This is a genomic window from Candidatus Omnitrophota bacterium (genome assembly GCA_028707125.1).
Lineage (GTDB): Bacteria > Omnitrophota > Gorgyraeia > Gygaellales > JAQTUX01 > JAQTUX01.
This window is the reverse complement of the sequence record JAQTUX010000001.1, coordinates 1135266-1154819: the sequence shown is the minus strand read 5'-3', so window position 1 is coordinate 1154819 and position 19554 is coordinate 1135266. Positions and strand designations below refer to the sequence as shown.

Annotated in this window: 14 protein-coding genes; all 14 read left to right on the top strand. The window is 48.0% G+C overall.

The features are described 5' to 3' along the window. The first annotated feature begins 426 nt into the window (after positions 1-426). The 14 genes from PHR44_05820 to PHR44_05755 all read left to right on the top strand — a co-directional run bounded on the left by PHR44_05820 (position 427) and on the right by PHR44_05755 (position 19504). On the top strand, positions 427-1137 hold the full coding sequence (locus PHR44_05820) for a nucleotidyl transferase AbiEii/AbiGii toxin family protein (GenBank protein MDD4910179.1): 711 nt from the start codon (positions 427-429) through the stop codon (positions 1135-1137). Further along, positions 1134-1640: a helix-turn-helix transcriptional regulator gene (locus tag PHR44_05815; GenBank protein MDD4910178.1), complete on the top strand. Its 507-nt coding sequence runs from the start codon at positions 1134-1136 to the stop codon at positions 1638-1640. Before PHR44_05820 ends, PHR44_05815 begins: the two co-directional genes overlap by 4 nt. After that, positions 1637-2539 carry a hypothetical protein gene (locus PHR44_05810; protein ID MDD4910177.1) on the top strand — a complete coding sequence of 301 codons (903 nt, stop codon included), beginning with the start codon at positions 1637-1639 and terminating at the stop codon, positions 2537-2539. The genes PHR44_05815 and PHR44_05810 overlap by 4 nt, the downstream gene beginning before the upstream one ends. A gap of 51 nt (positions 2540-2590) precedes the next feature. Beyond that, the gene (locus PHR44_05805) at positions 2591-3754 is read left to right on the top strand and encodes an HD-GYP domain-containing protein (GenBank protein MDD4910176.1); all 1164 of its coding nucleotides are present in this window, start codon (positions 2591-2593) and stop codon (positions 3752-3754) included. Between the two features lie 6 nt (positions 3755-3760). Next, entirely contained in the window at positions 3761-4888 is a 1128-nt protein-coding gene (locus PHR44_05800) for a glycosyltransferase (GenBank protein ID MDD4910175.1), read from the top strand. 1 nt (position 4889) lies between these two features. Further along, on the top strand, positions 4890-5744 hold the full coding sequence (locus PHR44_05795; protein MDD4910174.1) for a lysophospholipid acyltransferase family protein: 855 nt from the start codon (positions 4890-4892) through the stop codon (positions 5742-5744). Position 5745: 1 nt separating this feature from the next. Further along, complete coding sequence (locus PHR44_05790) at positions 5746-6408, top strand: glycosyltransferase family 2 protein (GenBank protein MDD4910173.1); 663 nt, start codon at positions 5746-5748, stop codon at positions 6406-6408. Beyond that, positions 6408-7046 (top strand): protein-L-isoaspartate(D-aspartate) O-methyltransferase, encoded by a 639-nt coding sequence (locus PHR44_05785; protein MDD4910172.1) that lies wholly within the window; start codon positions 6408-6410, stop codon positions 7044-7046. The genes PHR44_05790 and PHR44_05785 overlap by 1 nt, the downstream gene beginning before the upstream one ends. Further along, positions 7039-7533 carry a small multi-drug export protein gene (locus tag PHR44_05780; protein MDD4910171.1) on the top strand — a complete coding sequence of 165 codons (495 nt, stop codon included), beginning with the start codon at positions 7039-7041 and terminating at the stop codon, positions 7531-7533. The genes PHR44_05785 and PHR44_05780 overlap by 8 nt, the downstream gene beginning before the upstream one ends. Before the next feature lie 57 nt (positions 7534-7590). Beyond that, entirely contained in the window at positions 7591-10977 is a 3387-nt protein-coding gene (locus PHR44_05775; GenBank protein ID MDD4910170.1) for a SpvB/TcaC N-terminal domain-containing protein, read from the top strand. A gap of 2 nt (positions 10978-10979) precedes the next feature. Further along, complete coding sequence (locus PHR44_05770; protein MDD4910169.1) at positions 10980-17348, top strand: toxin TcdB middle/N-terminal domain-containing protein; 6369 nt, start codon at positions 10980-10982, stop codon at positions 17346-17348. Between the two features lie 6 nt (positions 17349-17354). Next, positions 17355-17759: a hypothetical protein gene (locus PHR44_05765; GenBank protein MDD4910168.1), complete on the top strand. Its 405-nt coding sequence runs from the start codon at positions 17355-17357 to the stop codon at positions 17757-17759. Between the two features lie 185 nt (positions 17760-17944). Further along, positions 17945-18736 (top strand): hypothetical protein, encoded by a 792-nt coding sequence (locus PHR44_05760; protein MDD4910167.1) that lies wholly within the window; start codon positions 17945-17947, stop codon positions 18734-18736. A 12-nt stretch (positions 18737-18748) separates the two neighbouring features. Beyond that, positions 18749-19504, top strand: a complete 756-nt coding sequence (locus PHR44_05755) for a class I SAM-dependent methyltransferase (protein MDD4910166.1) — start codon at positions 18749-18751, stop codon at positions 19502-19504. Positions 19505-19554 lie beyond the last annotated feature (50 nt).

Below are 19554 nucleotides of genomic sequence, written 5' to 3'. Positions count from 1 at the left end.
TTATATTGCTGTGGCTGGCTTTTAAGGAGACATCAGCTATGTATTTAAGATAGGTGCAGAGTATACATTCGTTAGTGGTTTCTTACACATTCCTTTTGCTATATTGGTGGATTATCCGTATGCAATTTGGCTGTCTATTTTAGCCTTCCCCTTCTTTTTCTTTGGGTTGGCATTTTATTATAAGAGAAGGTTTGAACTCATGAAAAGTAAGACATCCCTGGCAGTTAGCATAATCTCCATAATTATCTTTATAATTGTTTTTTTGCTAATGCGTAGGTATCTTGGAATAGAGTGGTAAGCTTCTCCGCATCTCGTCCCCGGCCGCAAGGCCGCAACTCCACTCAAAAATACTTGACAAATAGGATAATATAGGTTATATTCTATATGTAGATAGATTATAACCTATTGGCATATTGGAGGGGCAGTATGGACAGGGCGATAAGGAAGGCGCAGAAAGACGTTCTAAAGGTATTTGCCGGTAAGGCGAAGGATTTTGCCCTGGCAGGGGGGACCGCGCTTGAGCTGTATTATCTGCACCATCGCTTTTCCGCTGATTTGGACTTTTTTTCGCCGAAATTCGCTAAAGGAGAAATAGGCAGTATTATCGCCGCGCTTCAGAAAAATATCGGCCGGCGCATAAAGCAGGAATCGGAATTCGTTTCTCCAAATAAGGCCAGGGTGCGCTTTTACGCGGTTCCGATCAAGGGCTCCAGGAGATATTTGAAGATAGATTTTGTTGAGGATGTGCTTTTTGACAAGCCGGATATTGAGAGGTTTGAAGGCGTGCGGGTATACAGCGCAAAGAGCATATATCTACAGAAGATCGGCGCTATCGCAGGCATGCGCCCGGAAGCGGATGAAGTTGGCAGGGAGATAATGGAGGGCCGTAAAGCGGCGCGCGATGTATTTGACTTATATATGCTTTCGCAAAAGATCCTGCCTTTGCACAGATTCTTAAAAGGCGTTCCTTCTCTGTGGCAGAGGGGGATGGTGCATTGGTATCGGACGTTTTCCCGGCAGGAGCTTCAGCTGGCGCTTCTTGATATGGATATTTATGACAAGAAATTTAATTCAAAAGCGATGATTTTTTATCTTGAAGATGAAATAAAGAAGTTCATACGCGAGGTAATGGAATGAATATTTCAAAATATTTCTGGGATTTAAACCGCAAATCCTTGAGGGGGGTCAAAAAGGTTTTAAGAGATCCGAATCACCCTGATTATGCCAGGCGGATGGTTGCCCTGCTTTCCCGCTGCGACAGTCCCAGGGAGCTGTTTTCTGTTGTGGCGCAGAAAGAATTTATCCGCGCCTGGCCTAAGATCCGTTCTCATTGGGTTAAAATGAGCCGGCAGTCGGATTTTCGCGACTGGTGGGAGACAATATATGAACAACTTATTGAAAAATACCGCCATACACAAAAGAAATCACCGGGCAGGATGCCTGACTTATACCGGAAAGTCGGAATGATGCTTAAAGAGGCGCGCCTTGAAATGGGCTTGAGCCAGAGGCAATTGGCGCAGATAGCAGGCATGAAGCAGCCGGATATTTCGCGTATTGAAGAGGGCAGGAAAAATATTACTTTATATACCTTAATGCGCCTATGTAAGATTATAAAGATTAAGCGAATTAATTTAGGATGACTTTGCACAAGGTTCGCTATGAAGTTGACCCCTATAACCGGCTGATTATAGGGGAGACCGGCAGGAAATCCCGCGTGCAGCGCTTCCGCAAGGTCCTGGATGGCAAATTCAAGATCGGCCCCAAAAATTCCCTGATATACCACGTAAAGGCTCCGGACAGGCAAGGCCCTGACGCGCCTCATCAAGTGAAGTTAAGGGGTGATTGGTCGTTGACCAAAGAGCACAACTTAAAACTTACCCTTGATAACTGGCACAGGCAGACCTTGGGCGATGAACTTACCCTGCAAGGTGAGATAGCCCACGTTGAGGCGCATACTCTTCTGTTCGCCGTAACCACCAGAAGCAAGGACAGCGTATCCACAAATATTCTTAAGCTGGATGGCAGTTGGCAGGCGAATAAACACAATCAGCTTACGTTCAGAGTGAAGAAGGAAGCGGCCAAATATGACACCTTGACCCTTGAAGGCGTCTGGGAACTGGATAAGAAACATAACCTGATATACTGTTATAAAAAGAGGCGGGGTAAGGGAAAGTCGACTTTGACCTTCAGGGGCCGTTGGGATATCAAGGGGCCGTATGCTTTATCGTATTCTTTGAGCGATGATTCCGGTTTTGAACTCCGCGCGGATATGGGCAGATTGAACAGGGATTCAATAAAGTATGAGGTGGGTGTGGGGTTTAAGCCGGTTAAGCGGACGGTAGTTTTATACGGTAAATGGACTGTCAAGCGTGAAACAGGCGCGATCACATTCGGGCTTAAGCACGGGCTTGGCAAAGGCCCGGAGATGGACCTGACGCTTTCAAACGATATATGGGGAGCCGACGGCCAGGCATTCCTTAAGTTGCTCAAATCAGAAAAGGAAGCGGCTATAACCGCCGGCATAGGGCGCAGGTGGTGAGCAGATATTTATAATTGCGTGGCGGCGAATATTATAGTAAAATGAAGTGCTATGATCGATTATAAGAAAGAGTTAGAGAATTCAGCGAAGACGATGATCCTGGTGCATAATCCGGATACGCTGACGAAGCTTATCGTCAGGACAATGGTCGGCAAGGTAGGGGTAGTGCACGCGGGAATACTGCTGCATAGGAAAGACAAGGATACCTATGTGCTTACCGTCTCCCGGGGCGAAAAGGGTTTTAAGATCCCTGCCGGCTTTGCCAGGATAGATAAGGACAGCGCGCTTATCAAGATATTCAGCGACCGCAAAAATAAAGATATATTCGGGCGCGAGGTAGTAACTCTGCGGGATATAGATAAAAAGCTCCGTGAAAATAAGGTCAACAAGAACACCCTCGCTTTGCTGGAAAAGGCAAAATACCAGCTGGACATATTTGACACGATAGCGGCGATACCCAGTTACTACCAGAACGATCTGCTGGGGATACTGCTTCTGGGGAGAAAAAAGTCGGGAGGCGATTTCGCGAAAGACGAACTGGCATTTATAGTCGCCCTCGCGTCTAATGTGGCAATGGCTATCAGGAATGCCCAGTTGTTTGATGAGCTTCAGCACGAACTTGATAAGAAGCACAAATTGTTCATACATACTACGGTCGCCCTTGCCGCCGCCATTGACGCCAAAGACCACTACACCCACGGACATACCTCGCGCGTAACAGGATTAAGCATCGCCATCGCGGAAGAGATGTCCTTCCTGAAAAAGAATAAGATCAACAACAAGTTTCTGGAAAACCTGCATATTGCCAGCTTACTGCACGATATCGGCAAAATAGGCGTCCCCGAATCGATCCTGAATAAAGAAGGCCCGTTAGATGCCGTTGAGCGAAAGAGGATAGAGGAGCACACCTTGATCGGCGTCAACATACTGCAGCCGATAAAGGAGCTTGAAGAGGCGCTGGCAGGCGTGAAATACCATCATGAGAGATACGACGGTTCCGGCTATCCGGAAGGCCTTAAGGGCGAGGGGATACCTCTTATCGCCGCCATAATCTCCGTCGCGGACTCCTTTGACGCCATGACTACCGACAGGCCGTACAGGAAGGCGCTGTCCAGGGAGACGGCGTTTGAGGAGTTACGCAGCCAAAGCGGCAGGCAGTTCAACCCGCGGGTAGTAGAGGCATTCTTCCAGGCATATCAAAAGGGCAAGGTCTAACCAGCGATGTCTAAGAGAATTCTGCTGATGTATATTTCCGAGGTCTCCGGCCACAAGCAGGCGACTGTAGCGGTGGAGAAGTCAATAAAGAATATTGACCCGCGGGCAGAGGTCCTCAATATAAACGCCTTCAATTACACCAACCCGATCTCAGAGAAGATCATAAATAAATTATATCTGGGCGTGATAAAGCGCACGCCGAAGATCTGGGAGTATCTTTACGATAACCCGGCCGTTGTGGAGAAGACCCGCAATATCAAGGAAATGATACACCGTTTCAACGCGCCCAAGCTTAAGGCCCTGTTTGATAAGTTCCAGCCGCAGGCAGTCGCCTGCTCCCAGGCATTCCCCTGCGGAATGGCGGCTTATTTTAAGCAGGCGTATAATACCGAACTTCCGCTGGTAGGGATCGTAACCGATTATACCGCGCACTCATACTGGGTCTATGAAAATGTTGATTATTATGTCGTGCCTTCCGGAAATATCAGCCGGCAGCTTATAAAAAAAGGCGTTAAAGAAGAGAAAATAAAGGTGTTGGGCATACCGATCGAGCCGAAATTCAGCCGGCCGCAGAATAATAAAGAAGAGATAAAAGGCCGGCTGGGGCTTGAGCCGGAGATCCCCATTGTGCTGATCATGGGCGGCGGGCAGGGGTTGGGCCCCATAGGCGGGATCATAAAGGTCCTGGATAAATTAGAGCGGCCTGTGCAAATGGTTGTAATATGCGGCTCGAATAAGAAACTTTATGAGAAATTAAGCGGAAAAAGTGATAAGTTCAAGAATAAGGTAGTGATCCTGGGTTTTGCCGACAACATAGAACAGTTGATGGATATTTCAGAACTGGTAATTACTAAGCCCGGAGGCATAACTACCGCGGAGGCGCTCGCCAAGGGCCTGCCGATGGTTATTGTCAAACCCATACCCGGGCAGGAAGAAAGCAATACGCAGTATTTGCTTGATAACGGCGTGGCGATAAAGATCGACGATATAGACGAGCTTGCCGGATGTATCAGTGGATTGTTGGCCGGCCCCTCAAGATTAAGCGCTATGTCTGCCAGCGCCCGTTCTATCGGCAAGCCGAACTCTTCAGAAGATATTGCCAGGCTTCTCTTAGGGCTTTGTAAGAATACCTGACGTGGTCAATTACCTCATTTACAGATTAGGACATTTTATCGCGGTATGCCTGCCGCTGCGGCTTTCCTACACCCTTGCCGATCTGGTCTGTACTATCCAATTCATTATTGCCGGAAAAGACAGAAGGGCTGTGATAGCTAACTTTCGGGCCATATTCCCGGAGAAAAGCCGCGGAGAGATACTGCTTATTTCCTGGAAGATGTTCAGGAATTTCGGCAGGTACCTGGCGGTATTCTTTAAGTTCGCGTTAATTGACGATAAATTTATTAAGAAGCACGTGGTGATGGAGAATATGGAGTATATATCCGAATCTCTTAAGAAATACGGCGGGGTAATAGCGACTACCGCTCATATCGGCAATTGGGAGCTTGCCGCGGCAGTTACCGCGCTTCGCGGCTATCCCGTGGTAGCCGTGGCAATGGTCCATAAGAATAAGCGGATAGATGAATTTTTCAATAAGCAGCGCGGGCATACAGGGGTTGAAATAGTGCCTTTGGGCGGCGCCGTAAAGAAATGCCTCAAGGCGCTTAAAGAGCGCAAGGTGGTGGCGCTGGTAGGCGACAGGGATTTTACGCGGGGAGGATTCCGGCTTGATTTCTTCGGCAGGACTGCTATCATACCTAGAGGGCCGGCGATGCTCGCCTTTAAGGCCAACACGCCCATAATCCCGGGATTTATCACCGTCCAGAAGGACGGCAAATTCAATCTGAGGTTTGAGGAGCCGATCCTGCCGGTTGCCACAGGCAATGAAGAAAAAGACGTGGTAGAATTAGCAAAGAGGTGCCTGCGTATTATTGAGGGTTATATCAGGCGTTATCCCGAGCAGTGGTTTATGTTCCGTCAATTCTGGATCTAAGATGAAGGCCTGCGTAATAATACCGACCCTTAACGAAGAGGAGAATATAGGCGGCCTGGTTTCTGAGCTTCGCGCGAAGGAATTGGATGTATTGGTGATCGACGACGGCTCAGAGGATAAGACATCGGAAGCCGCGGAGAATGCCGGCGCGAAGGTTGTCCGTAACGCGCGCAACCTGGGCAAGGGCGCTTCCTTGAAAATAGGGTTTGATAACGCCTTGTCAGGGGGTTTTGACGCGGTGATCACCATGGACGGAGACGGACAGCACTGCGCGAATGACATTGATAAGTTTATTGACGAGGCGGAAAAGAACGGGGCGGAGATCATAATCGGCAACAGGATGAGCGACGCGTCGGCTATGCCGCCGCTTCGCTATATGACCAATAAATTGATGTCCTGGGGCATCTCAGGCTTGACAGGGCAGAGAATACCCGATAGCCAATGCGGGTTCCGCCTGTTTATCCCCGGTGTCCTGAAGAATGTCAAGCTGGGCACTTCAAAATATGAGACAGAATCCGAGATCCTGATCCGGGCGTCAAGAATGGGTTACAGGATCCGGTCGATCCCCATCAAGACGCTTTATTTCAACAGAAAAAGCCAGATAAACCCCTTTGTGGATACCCTTCGGTTCTTCAGGTTTTTATTCAGCGAACTATTCCGGTGATGGATTACGCGCTTTCGCGTAAGCGGATGGTTGAGGAGCAGCTTATGCGGAGGGGCATAAGCGACAGAAAGGTGCTTGAGCTTTTCGGCAGGGTGGAGCGCCACAAGTTTGTGCCTGAAGGCCTGCGTTCAAGCGCCTACGGGGATTTCCCCCTGGCAATAGGCGAGGGCCAGACCATTTCTCAACCCTATATAGTCGCTCTTATGACAGAGAGTTTGCGTTTGCGGGAGACGGATAAGGTGTTGGAGATTGGCACCGGCTCCGGTTATCAGACGGTGTTCCTCGCGGAACTGGCAAAAGATGTCTACACCGTTGAGAAATATGATTCTCTGTCCGGGCGGGCGAAAGAGATCTTTGATGGACTGGGCTATAAAAATATCAAGGTCAGGGTGGGAGACGGCACCGATGGCTGGCGGGAGTTTGCTCCTTACGACAAGATAATAGTAACTGCCGCGGCAACCGAGGTGCCGAAGCCGCTTATTGAACAGTTGAAGGCCGGCGGACGGCTGCTCATACCTATAGGAGAGCGGTATAGCCAGGTGTTGACAGCTGTTGATAAAGAGAAAGAGGGGGCCAGGGAAGAGAAAATCTGCGGATGCGTATTCGTGCCGCTTCAAGGGAGTTATAGTTGTGAATAGCCTGATACATTGGCTTCAGGGGCTGCCGAAGGAATCCTCTGTTATAGCCGCCGCGTCTTTACCGATATTAGAACTGAGGGGTTCAATTCCCTGGGGCCTTTATTTAGGCCTGCCATTAGGCAGGGTAATTTTCCTTTCCATCATAGGCAACTTGATCCCGGTTGTGCCGCTGCTGGTGTTCCTTAAGCCGGTGTCAGAGCGGCTCAGGCACCTGCCGGGTTTCAACCGGTTTTTTGACTGGCTTTTTGAAAGGGCAAAGAGAAAGGGCGATATTATTCAGCGTTATGAGGCGCTTGGCCTTATGATCTTTGTCGGCATACCTTTGCCTATGACCGGCGCCTGGACAGGCGCGATCGCCGCTTCATTATTCAAAATCCGCTTCAGATACGCATTCCCCGCCATTATCGGCGGCGTGCTGCTGGCTTCGGTGATCGTTTCAGCCCTTTGCTCGGTGGGAATAATGACCTGGAATACGTTCAACCATTGACAAAACACGATTCTTAAGGTATACTAGCGTTAAGGGTCAGAGAACGAAAGGTACCCTATGCCTTTTAAGGTTAGAGACACTCAAAGGAAGACAGCATTATTAGCTGTTTTCCTTTTATTTTTTACTTCTTGTGTAAGCGCTTTCGCTGACGACATTGAAGACGCGATCGGAGATTATGTCCCTGCCGCGCCTCAGGAGGCGCGGCAGCAAGGCGGCTTTGATATAGATTCCAGTTCAGGTACATATGTTGTTTACTGGATGAGGCCTGAAACAGAAATACCCGCACGCAACCCGCTTTATCAATTACAGGAATCAATAGATGGCGCCGTCTGGCGCACGCTTACTTACACGCACGATACATTTTATAATTCCGCCTCGCCCAAGACAGCAAAGTCCTCATACCGATACCGCGTAAGAATAGTATCAAGCATCATGGCATTGAGCTATAGCTCGCGGTGGTCGCTTCCTTCAGACGGCGTAGTGATCGATAAGACCGCTCCGGACATACGGCAGATTTATTTCGCAAACCAGGGAGAGACGCATATAGAGATCAACTGGGCGACTTCCGAGGCGGCCGGTGGAGTTGTCCATTACGGATTGACTCAGGATTACGGAAAGACCGCAAACGGACGGCCGTTCACCCGCAGCAATTCAGCGCTCCTGGAGGGCTTAACGCCAGGCACCCTTTATCATTTTAAGATAGTAGTAACTGATCTGGCCGGTAATACCGAGGAGTCAGGCGACCTTACATTCCGCACCAATGAGCCACCTGATACTGCGCCCCCCGTAGTTACGTCGCTGCTCATAAACAACGGCGCTGAGTATACCAATGACAGATTGGTGACCCTTAGCATCGCGGCGAATGATGATAGCGGCGCCCTGGCTCAAATGCGGATTTCAAATCATATGGGCAGGTCTTGGAGCCCGGATTACGACTTTAAAGAGAGTTGGCGATGGGGCCTGCATCCCGGAGACGGCCAGAAGAACGTATCTATTAAGGTAAGCGACAAGGCGGGTAACTGGTCAGAGATGCTGACCCAGACGATCATATTTGATACGACCCCTCCGATAACAAACACAAGTTTTGACAGCCAGCCATGGCATAATGCAGATATAGCCGTAGATTTGACCGCGGCAGACCCAACATCAGGAGTGTCAGATACTTATTATAAAGTCAACAATGGGCCTCAGAGATCCGTAGGGGTAGACGGACAGCCGGTAATTACCGCAGAAGGCGCTAATAACAGGTTGGAGTACTGGTCGGTGGATAACGCGGGTAATGAAGAAGCCCATCATATAATAGAGGGCATAAAGCTGGATAAGACAGCGCCTCAGATAACAAACCTTCTGGATTGGCTTGTTACTTTCCTGGAAGAGACCCCCACGGTTAGCGCGAGGTGCGGCGACGGCCTTTCAGGGGTAAATTACGGCGGCATAGAGATGACGCTCAGCGTTGTTGGGCCGTTAGACAGGGTCGAACCGTCAACAGAAGTAGTTGTGCCCGCAGTGGAAGGCGACATCATCTCTTACGCCCCCGCGGAGCCATTGAGATTTTCTATATTTTACAGTATAGATCTGGCCATCAGCGACTTCGCCGGTAATATATCTAAAATACAGTGGTATTTTGCTATTCTTGACAGAATAGTCCCTGTAATTACAGGTTTCAGTATCAACAGCGATGCCCAATATACCAATAGCATACAAGTCACGCTTAACATAGAGGCAAGGGATGATCAAACAGGGCTTGATCAGATACAATTTTCTAATGATGGTGACTCATGGTCTGTTCCTGAATCATTTGCGCGGACAAAGAACTGGGCCTTGGCTTCCGGCGATGGCGTGAAGACGGTATATGTGAGGGTAAGCGATAATAGGGCCGGACAGTCAGATGCCTGGTCTGATGCTGTATCTAAGAATATAATCCTGGATACCGCCGCCCCGGTTACAAGCACAGATTTTGATGCTTCCCGCGCCTACTACGGGGTTTCCCTTGCTATACCTCTTAGCACGCAAGACGCCACCTCCGGTGTCAGGGATACCTACTATATCATAAATAACGTGGATCCAGGCACCCCTCTTAGTGTGGCAGCCAACGGACAGCCGCAGATCACCCGCGAATCAGATAATAATATTTTGGAATATTGGTCAGTGGATAAGGCGGGCAATGCCGAAGCCCACCATACGATTTCGGGCATAAAGCTGTTCAGGTCGCCCCCTCCTGATGAGCCTGTGGAGACGGTGGAGGGAAGAAGGGTAGAGCTTTTTGACGGCAAGGTAGTTATAGATATTCCGCAGGATACATATGAGCGATTAGGCGCTGAGCAAAGGGCTCAGATGAGGGTGCAGTTGCTGGATAAGGCGGCATTTGAAGATAAGGTGCCCGGATATGCCGTAAAGACAGCTATAAAATTCCTGCCTGATGGGCTGCAGTTTAGTCAACCGCTGACGGTAACAGTTGTTCAGCACGAAGTGCCGGGCACACCGTTAGAACTTCGCTATTACAATGAGTCAAGCAGGGTAATGGAGACCGTGCAAAACCTGGTTGTTGACTCTTACGGTAAGGCGTCTTTCCAGTTAGGCCATTTCTCAACTTACGCGATCATAGGAAATCTTACTCCTCCCAGCACGCCTGTCGGCGCAAGCACAATGATCCCTCTGCCTGATATGCTTACCGGCTCTTTCAGTCATTCCGTACCTATAACCGTGCCTCCGGGAAGAAAAGGAATGCAGCCGAATTTAACTCTGCAATACCGCACAACCGGCTCCAATTCCTGGGCAGGCATGGGTTGGTCGCTTGAGCCGGGATACATTGTCAGGGATACACGAAAAGGCCCTGCTCGTTACGACGACAGCGACACCTTTGTATTCCGCACCCAGAGCTCCTCAACGCAGCTGGTGCATCTGACCGATAACGTCTGGCAGGCAAAGATAGAGTCAACCTTTACCAGGTTCTACAAGGAGGCGGATACCTGGCGCAGCGTAGAGAAGAACGGCACGGTTATGGAATTCGGCGCGACTCCTGAATCAAAAGAGAACGGCTCGGGAGGGACGTTTACCTGGTATGTAACCAAGGTCAAGGATACCAAGGCAAATTATGTGAGATTTAATTATATAAAGGATAAAGGTAAGGCGTATCTCAATAGCGTTGAATATACCGGTAACGACGTGGCCGGCTTTGCGCCCAAGCACAGGGTGGAGTTTGAGACCGAAGACAGGCCTGATGTAACCTCCAGCTTTATCAGCGGGGAGGAGATCAGTATAAATAAGCGGCTTAAGCGCATCCGCGTCCTGCTGGACGCAAGGTTAATCTGGAGGTATGAGTTGGAATATGTCTTAAGCGACGACACATCCCGCTCATTGCTTAAGAGCGTTACTCAATACGGCAGCGACGGCAAGAGTTTTCCGGCGCTTACATTTAATTACCAGAGGGCAACAGAGAATTAAATATGGAGTTTTTCTGGTCAAAACAATTTAGTTTAACAAGGCGCGCGATAGCGATCGCGCTCATCTTTCTGCATATAGCCGCATTCGGCCCTATTAATGACGCGCTTGCCGACGTTGCCGCCAGCTTAAATTACCGGCTCCAGTCCTCATCGATCAATGAGGGCGGTTCAGGCAAGGGCTCTCTCAACAATAAAATACAATTAGATTCCGCAGGCGAGCCGTTTATAGGCGCTGCTTCAAGCTTAAACTACCGCCTTAGCGCAGGTTTTATTCCTACTTTGATCTATAACAGCCCGCCTGTGCTTATCCGTCAGATAGCCCCTATATCATGGGACATCGGTACAGATTATCCCAACGCCTTTGATCTGGATGATTACTTTCAGGACCCGGAAGGCGATGCCCTGCAGTATTCCTTCAGCGGGAACAATCGGATAGTTATTACGATTAACCAGGAAAACCTGGTGAGCTTCAGCCAGCCGGCTGACTTTTTAGGAAGCGAAACAGTCAGGTTTATCGCGGAAGATAGTGCCGGCAATATTGTATACAGCAACGACGTAACTTTACAGGTTAGTCCTACGCCGCTGATTGCCCCTATTGATGAAATTAGGGTCTCGGCAGGCACAGAGATAACTATTAGCCCGCAGATTTTAAATCCCAGGGAAGGCGACCACTATGCGTTCAATTTTAGTTATCCCTTAACTGACTGGGAGATGATAGGTGAGAATACCTGGAGGGTGCCTCCCGGGCACGGGAATTATATTTATGAACGGGTCAGCGTGCAGTTGGTAGACAGCGTTACCGCAGAGGTCTATCACGAGCAGTATTTCCGCATTATCGTTGAGAGGGTTAACCGGATTCCGCGCTTCGTAAGCATTAACGGTATCAATGTCAGCGGACAGGACGTTGAGTTAACTGCCAATGAGGGCGAGCTGTTTACTATAAGCCCTGTAGTTGAGGACTTGGATACCGGCGATACCATTGTTTACTCTTTTGTTCCTCGTCAGAATGAGCAAGGCAAGAGCGCGGCCATTGAATCAGACGGAAGGTGGCAGACCACCTATAATGACGCCGGAGTTTATATCGTAACGATTGTTGCCTCTGACGGCTTTGCCGATGTTTCCCAGGATGTGCAGATTACGGTATTGAATGTCTCGCTACTGCCTGAGGTTAGCGTGAGTTTAAACAGGGACCCCTATGTATTCCTGGTGAATGAGAGTTTTGATATTATGATTAATGCCTACGACCCCGAGGGCCGTAGTATGACTTATACCATCCTGAAGAACGGGACAGAGATTGCTTCAGGAACTGCTGTGGGTGCAGAGTTCTCCGTAACTACCAACGCAGGCAGCGCAGTAAGTAATAACGAGACAATCCAGGTTAAGATAGAGACCGATGACGGCCGTTCTGTTTTGTCTGATATCATACATTTTAACGTTGTGGAGCCCGATAATAAAATTCGGCCGATAGGCGGCGACTTTAACGGCGACGGGCTTAGCGATTTAGGGCTGTATAATCCCGAAGACGGAAAGTGGGAAATCGGGCTTTCAGAGGCAGGCGAGGTTAGGTATGTAAGTGACTGGCTGACCGGCTTTGGCGGCGAGGACTGGATTGCCATAGGCGGCGACTTTAACGGAGACGGCGTAGGGGATGCAGGTGTATATAATTATAAGGACGGCAAATTAAAGATTGCTACATCTACCAAGTCGTCTTTTACAGGCGCAAGCGAATGGGCTGCATTCAGCGAAGCAGGCAATGACTGGGCGCCTCTAACCGGCAATTTTAACGGAGATGCCTTTACTGATTTTGGGGTTTATAACTGGGAATCAGGGGAGGCCAGGGTTGCGTTAGGCAACGGCTCAGGGTTTTCCGGATTTACGCAGTGGATCAGCGGGTTTGGCTCAAGCAAGGAATGGACACCCTTGGTAGGCGATTTTAACGGCGATTCCCTGGCAGACATCTGTATATTTAAGAAAACCAGCGGTGAATTCAGGGTGGCCCTTTCCAATAACAGGCAGTTTTTAGACAGGGGCACCTGGCTTTCCGGATTTTCCGTTAAGGAAGATGCCTTCGTTGCCGATTTTAATAATGATGGTTTAACAGACGTGGGTTATCTGCCTGAAGGCGGCTCGGATTGGCATCAGGCGATAAATACCGGCAGCGCGTTCAATGGCGACAGCGGCGTATGGATCAATTATTCCAGCTCAAAGGATCAGTCGCCCACCACCCTTGATATTAATGGTGATGGCATTGCCGACGCCGCGCTGTATGATAAAAAGAGGCCCGGCCTGCAGCGATGGTCGGTGAGGACCAGCACGGGCAGACCCGCGGATCTTCTGGTAGAGGTCAACAACGGCAAAGGCGGCCTGGTCTCCGTTGAATATGACTATACCAGGCAGGATGAGAAATTGGCCTTGCCGTTTCCTTTATATATAACGCGTCAGGTGACTACCACCGATACGATAGAGCGCGATTATTATCCTAACAGATCGGATGTTGGTTTTGATGTGGACAGGTCAAATTCATATACACAGGAATTTAAGTTTGAGCAGGGTTACTATGATGCTGTTGAGCGCGAATTCCGCGGTTTTGGCAAGGTAACTTCAATAGACCCTGTTACGCTTAACTATACACAGACGTATTTCTACCTTGGTGAGATAGAAGAAACAGTTCCCTTAAAGGGCCAAATCAAGGAGATCTACGCCTATGAGGACTACGGCAGGTCTATCACGCCTAAACTGGTAAGCAAGGTTATAAATACCTGGGAAGTGGCAAAGGCAGGGCCGCAAGACGGCATTGCCTTCCCGCACCTGAAAGAAGTCCTTACCACTGCCTATGAAAAATATGAGGATACGGCCACGTCTATTACATTAAAGAGCGGATTTGAGTACGATGGACTGGGTAATGTAGCGCGGGAGATAAGTTACGGCGAGGTAGGACAGGCAGGCAGTGAGATAGAAGGCCAGACCACGGGCGATGAAAGAGAAGGCATAACCGTATATAATGCTCCGTATGAAGTCGGTTTTAATAACGTTCACTATGCAGTATTGAAAGACGAGCAAGGCATCCAAGTATCGCGTAAGGACTTTGAGTATTATGATGACGGCCTGTTAAAGAAAGAAATCGCCTGGTTGAATACCGACCCTCAAGACAGCCCGTCCACAGAATATCAATACGATGATTACGGTAACGTTATCCGCGCAATAAACGCCAACCTCAAGGCGGTAGATACCGCGTATGAAACCGAATTTTACACCTTCCCGCAGAGCATAAGTAACGAACTCGGACATACAGTATCTTATTCCTATTATCCTGAATTCGGCGCTGTGCATCAACTTACAGATGCCAACGGCCATACGACTACCACAAATTATGATTCTCTGGGGCGGCTTGTTGAAGAATTGAATACAGACGCGGAAGTGGTAGCTGCCTACGAGTATCCTGATTTTAAGACAAAGATCACCCGCCAGCTTAATCTGGTCACGACCGAACACTTTGACGGCCTGGGCCGTAAATATAAAGCCGTTTCAAACGGAGAGGACGGCGACAACAGGCGGGATATTGCCACAGAGACCTATTATAACCGGCGCGGGTTTGTGCAGGCAGAGTCACTGCCGCATTACTTTGATGAGCAGCCGGCCAATATCTCCTATACCAGATACGAATATGACTTGCGCTCAAGGGCGGTCTCTGTAACTGCCGACTTCCCGGGTTCAAGCAAGGACGCCACAGCAAGGACGTTCTATAAAACCGTTTCTTATGTCGAAACAGAGGATGCCAGAGGCAACAGAAAGGGCGCGGTCAAGGATGTCTTCGGCAACACTACGGAGATCAGGGAATTTGTCAGAAACACCGATAATATGGAGGCGCCGCTTTATTTTGATTCAGGAAGGGGCTATTACCGCACCCAATATCAATTTGACTCGCAGAATAACCTTGTGCGGGTGATTGACAATAAGGGGAATACGACAGACATAAAGTATGATTCCTTGGGAAGGAAGAGTTCGCTGAACGACCCGGATACAGGGTTGACCTCTTATGAATATGACAAAATGGGCAACCTGCGCTTCCAGACCGATAATAAGGGACAGGCCATTGAATTGCGCTATGATGAGCTTAACCGCCTCAGACAAAAGATTTACAACGGCGAAGTCGCGGCAGAATACCTTTACGATACCTATGATGACCCGCAAATAGACGATTCAAATTGCATCGGCCGGATCACCAAGGTAACCGATGTCAACGAATACCAGACAATATATTTTTATGATAATGAAGGCAGGACGGAGGAAGCGAGAAAGATTATCGACGGGCATACTTATGTAACCAAGACCGCTTACGATATCCTGGGCAGGGTTACTGAGGTTCAGTATCCTGACGATACTGAAACCCTTAGTTATACTTACGATAGTAATTCCGGCCTGCTGGAGATGGTAAGGGGCAGGGAGCGCGCTTACGCCTACGACATTACCTATGATGCCCAGGGTAAAATGCATGATGTGGATTTTGGGAACAGAGTCCATACCAGATATGCTTACGGAGATGACCTGCGCCTCAAGGAGATCAATACCTACAGCCCTGACCGTCTTATCCAAAAACTCACTTATGATTTTGATAATAACGGAAACGTTGCCTCTATTAGCGATGAAATGCTGCCGGACCATAAAACCCGCGCCTACCGCTACGATGATTTAGACCGGCTGGTGGCAGCGGAGAATATACCTGACCCGCAGTTCCCGGGGACATTCCGAAGCTTGGAATACAGGTATGATTCAATCGGTAATATGACCTACAAGTCCGATGTCGGCGCGCTGCGCTACGACGGTAACCTTCCGCACGCGGTAACATCAGCAGGGCAATACTCTTATATTTACGATTTGAACGGCAATATGACCTCCGGCGCAGGCCGTAATATGGAATATGATTACGATAACCGGCTTACAGAAATTACAGATGCGCAAGGCAGCCGCACTAACTTCGTATATGGCGTATCTACCGAGCGCATAAAGAAGATCAGCGCGGGCTCAACCACGACTTATTTTAGCTCTGCCTATGAGATTGAAGAGACAACAGGAGGCGAGAGAGCAGTTAAATTCCACGTCTTCCTCGGCTCAAACAGGATTTGCACCATCACAAATGGACAGAGGATTTATTACCATTCAGACCACCTCGGTTCAAGCAATGTGATTACCAACCAGTCCGGAGAGACAATAGAGCGTAACGAATATACGCCATACGGATCGTTCGCCAAACAAACGAGCGTTGAGTCCGCCACCAACTACCACTTCACCGGCAAAGAACTTGATTCATTCGGTCTGTATTATTATGGGGCGAGGTATTACGACCCGTATATTGGCAGATTTATTACGCCTGATCCGACAATACAGCATCCGTATGATCCGCAGGATCTGAATCGTTACGCTTATTGCCGTAATAATCCCATTAACTATGTGGATCCCAGCGGATACGGATGGTTCAAGAAGTTTTGGCAAAAGATCAGTGGATTTGTCGCTGCTATTGTAGGTACTGTTGTTGGTATCGCTACTGGTAATCCTTTTTTAGGGATGGCAACATATAGCCTAATTGCTGCCAGTAGCCAACGTGGCAATTTTGCTCAGAATTTTGGCATAGGGTTTGCCAGTAGTTTAGTAGGTTTTGGGATAGGTGCGGGAGTTGGCGCGGTCTGGGGAGGTGGGTTTTGGTCTGGATTAGCAGCTTCTGCTTTAGGCGGCGCTGGCGCCGGAGCAGCTGCTTCAGCAATGCTGGGAGGTGATGTTGGCCTAGGCGCTTTAGCAGGATTTGCTGGCGGGACAATTGGTTATATTGGAGGTAGTGTTTGGCCACTGGGAGCGGAAATCGTTGCCGGTGGAGTGTCTGCTGAGATTCTGGGTGGAGATTTTGGCGAGGGAGCACGGGAAGGCGGTTTACATTCTTTGGGGCAGACTGTGGGAGGGATACTTGCTACACCTACGCAAAGCTTAGGAGAACAAAATCTTGAAGGAGGAGATGTCGTATTTTTTAAACCAGATAGCGCTATTGGATGGGGCATAGCTTTATTTGAAGGGGGGATTTTTTCTCATACAGGGATTATGTTAAATAAAACAGAAATGGCGCATTCAACTTGGGAAACTGGAACCGGTATAGTTAATATTGAAAAAGGCTATTCAAAACGCCAGGCATATGTTTCTAATCGCTTCCGTCGCAATCAGTATGTTATTGATGCCGCCAAGTCTTTAGCTAAAGAAAAGATTACTTATGGCATGTTGCCTGGTCAGTATGTTTGTTCTACATTTAATAGTGCAGTTTTAGATAAATCCGGTTATCCTGATTGGTATGGCATAGGGCCTAATAGTCAAGTACGTTATTTTCAATAGAATCTTATGGCAGAGGATAAAACCAGTACCGTCTTTATTGCCGTTATATCATTAGCCATGATAGTAATTGAAGGTTGTTCTGCGGCGGGACCTATGGGGAAACCCAGCATAGCTTTAAAGAAAGAGTATATACAGAGTCAGCCAGCATTATCTCCCGAAACGAAAAAGGCCATTATTGAAGGAAGAGTTATAAGGGGTATGACAAAAGTTGATGTGAGAGCATCTTGGGGTGCTCCTAACGACATATACTATTATTCCAAAGATCAGATTAGAGAAGATGGGAACAGGAAAGACTACGATTTTTGGTATTACAAGGGGGCTTTATTGCAAACTTTAGCTCCAAATTGTACGGTTACTTTTAAAGATGGTATAGTTGAAGATATCTTTTGTGGTAGTTGGTACACAAAGTAAAAACGAAAATAGTGTCGTTTCTGCTTAACTCATTGAAAAATAAAAATTTATATAATAATTATTGATAACCTTATCTGTTAAATAAATTAGTATCATAACTCGCTTACTCCTTGATAAACATAGAGATACGATGAAATTATCCTTGACAACAACGTCAGACGTAATTATAAATAGGGGGGGGCCAAATGAAATCATCAACCAGGATATTATTTTTTATCTGCATTTTTCACCTTTCGCTTTTTACCTTTAGTTCCTTTGCCGGTATCCCCCGTGAGATCTCCTATCAGGGCCGGCTCACAGACAAGGACGGTAAGCCGCTGGCAGAAGGTATAGTCACCATAACCTTCCGGCTCTACACCACAGAGGGAGGAGGCAGCGCCATCTGGAGTGACACAAAGAGCGTCCCTGTATCAAACGGCGGCATCTTCTCAACCACCTTGGGCCCGTTTCCGGAGGAGAGCGTAAAGTTTGACCAACCCTACTGGCTCGGTATCCAGATACCTCCTGACGCGGAGATGACACCCAGACAGAAGCTCACCGCGGCAGGGTACGCGGTGAGGGCGGAGAGCGCTAATATGGCAGAGCGGGCTATAATTAGAAGTGATAGCAATGATACAGCAGGGGCCTTATACCTATCTGATAAGGTTGACAATAATACAATAGAAGTCGGTAGCGGGAATTTACGGGTAAAACAACTTTTCGGAAGTTGGGCATCTAAAAGTTCCGACACAGTTTATCAGGCCTTAACCGATGGTTTTGTATTAGCCCAAAGGACAAATCAGGACAACAGAAATGAATTAAGAGGTTATACCGACAGCGGCAATCCCCCCACAACGCAGCGGATGATAGTCGGTAATACTACGTCGCCGGAGGGAGACCATAAATTCGAAGCGAGCATCATGTTTCCAGTAAGGAAAAATGATTACTGGAAGGTGATAGAGGCAGATGTTGTTTATTGGATACCAATAGGAAACTAAAATCGGCAAAAAATGGGGAAAAAAATAAACGGTTTACTGGAAAGCTTTCTGTCTGTTTTTGGAAAAGAAAAGCGCGGCAAGGTTCTTGATATTGGATGCGGCGATGGGGACTATGCATATAATTTGCAGAAAATGGGTTTTAGTGTTTTAGCCGCTGATATGGATGTTGCCCGGTTTAAATATGCGGACCAAATAAAATTTCAGAAATGCAATGTTGCCGAAAGGCTGCCTTTCGATGATAATAGTTTCGATTTTATTGTCCTTGCCGAAGTAATCGAGCATTTAAAAAATCCTTATGACGTAGTTAAAGAGCTGAATCGGATTTTAAAGCCCGGAGGGAAGCTGGTTTTATCTACGCCTAACATCTTGAACTTGAAATCCAGGATGCGGTTTCTTATAGAGGGCTGTTGGGAATATTTTAGAGAGATACCGCTTGAGCATTCGCAGAATCCAAAAGAAATTATTTGGAATTTACATTTAATACCGTGGCGATACCATGAGTTGGAATATTTGCTTCGTTACAATGATTTAAGAATAGAGAGCATCCATACCAGCAAGTATGAAGGTCGGGGATTGGCATTTCTTGTTCCTCTTATTAAATTTCAACTTAAGGTCAAGGAAATGCGCGCAAATAAAAAGGGTGGTGTGAATTTTGCAAGGATTAACCGGATTTTATTGTCAAAGGAGCTGTTGTTTGGCGAACATTTGATAGTTAAAGCTGCTAAGACGTCCGAGATCCAGCGTAAATCCAGCGCGCACAGAGCGTAAATCCGTACGTAAATCAGCGTCGTTTCTGCATAACATCTTGTAGAATAAAT

What these genes read in the sequence shown, in the direction of transcription:
- PHR44_05820 (MDD4910179.1), top strand. Translation starts at nt 427, where the DNA reads ATGGACAGGGCGATAAGGAAGGCGCAGAAAGACGTTCTAAAGGTATTT.
- PHR44_05815 (MDD4910178.1), top strand. Translation starts at nt 1,134, where the DNA reads ATGAATATTTCAAAATATTTCTGGGATTTAAACCGCAAATCCTTGAGG.
- PHR44_05810 (MDD4910177.1), top strand. Translation starts at nt 1,637, where the DNA reads ATGACTTTGCACAAGGTTCGCTATGAAGTTGACCCCTATAACCGGCTG.
- PHR44_05805 (MDD4910176.1), top strand. Translation starts at nt 2,591, where the DNA reads ATGATCGATTATAAGAAAGAGTTAGAGAATTCAGCGAAGACGATGATC.
- PHR44_05800 (MDD4910175.1), top strand. Translation starts at nt 3,761, where the DNA reads ATGTCTAAGAGAATTCTGCTGATGTATATTTCCGAGGTCTCCGGCCAC.
- PHR44_05790 (MDD4910173.1), top strand. Translation starts at nt 5,746, where the DNA reads ATGAAGGCCTGCGTAATAATACCGACCCTTAACGAAGAGGAGAATATA.
- PHR44_05785 (MDD4910172.1), top strand. Translation starts at nt 6,408, where the DNA reads ATGGATTACGCGCTTTCGCGTAAGCGGATGGTTGAGGAGCAGCTTATG.
- PHR44_05775 (MDD4910170.1), top strand. Translation starts at nt 7,591, where the DNA reads ATGCCTTTTAAGGTTAGAGACACTCAAAGGAAGACAGCATTATTAGCT.
- PHR44_05770 (MDD4910169.1), top strand. Translation starts at nt 10,980, where the DNA reads ATGGAGTTTTTCTGGTCAAAACAATTTAGTTTAACAAGGCGCGCGATA.
- PHR44_05765 (MDD4910168.1), top strand. Translation starts at nt 17,355, where the DNA reads ATGGCAGAGGATAAAACCAGTACCGTCTTTATTGCCGTTATATCATTA.
- PHR44_05760 (MDD4910167.1), top strand. Translation starts at nt 17,945, where the DNA reads ATGAAATCATCAACCAGGATATTATTTTTTATCTGCATTTTTCACCTT.
- PHR44_05755 (MDD4910166.1), top strand. Translation starts at nt 18,749, where the DNA reads ATGGGGAAAAAAATAAACGGTTTACTGGAAAGCTTTCTGTCTGTTTTT.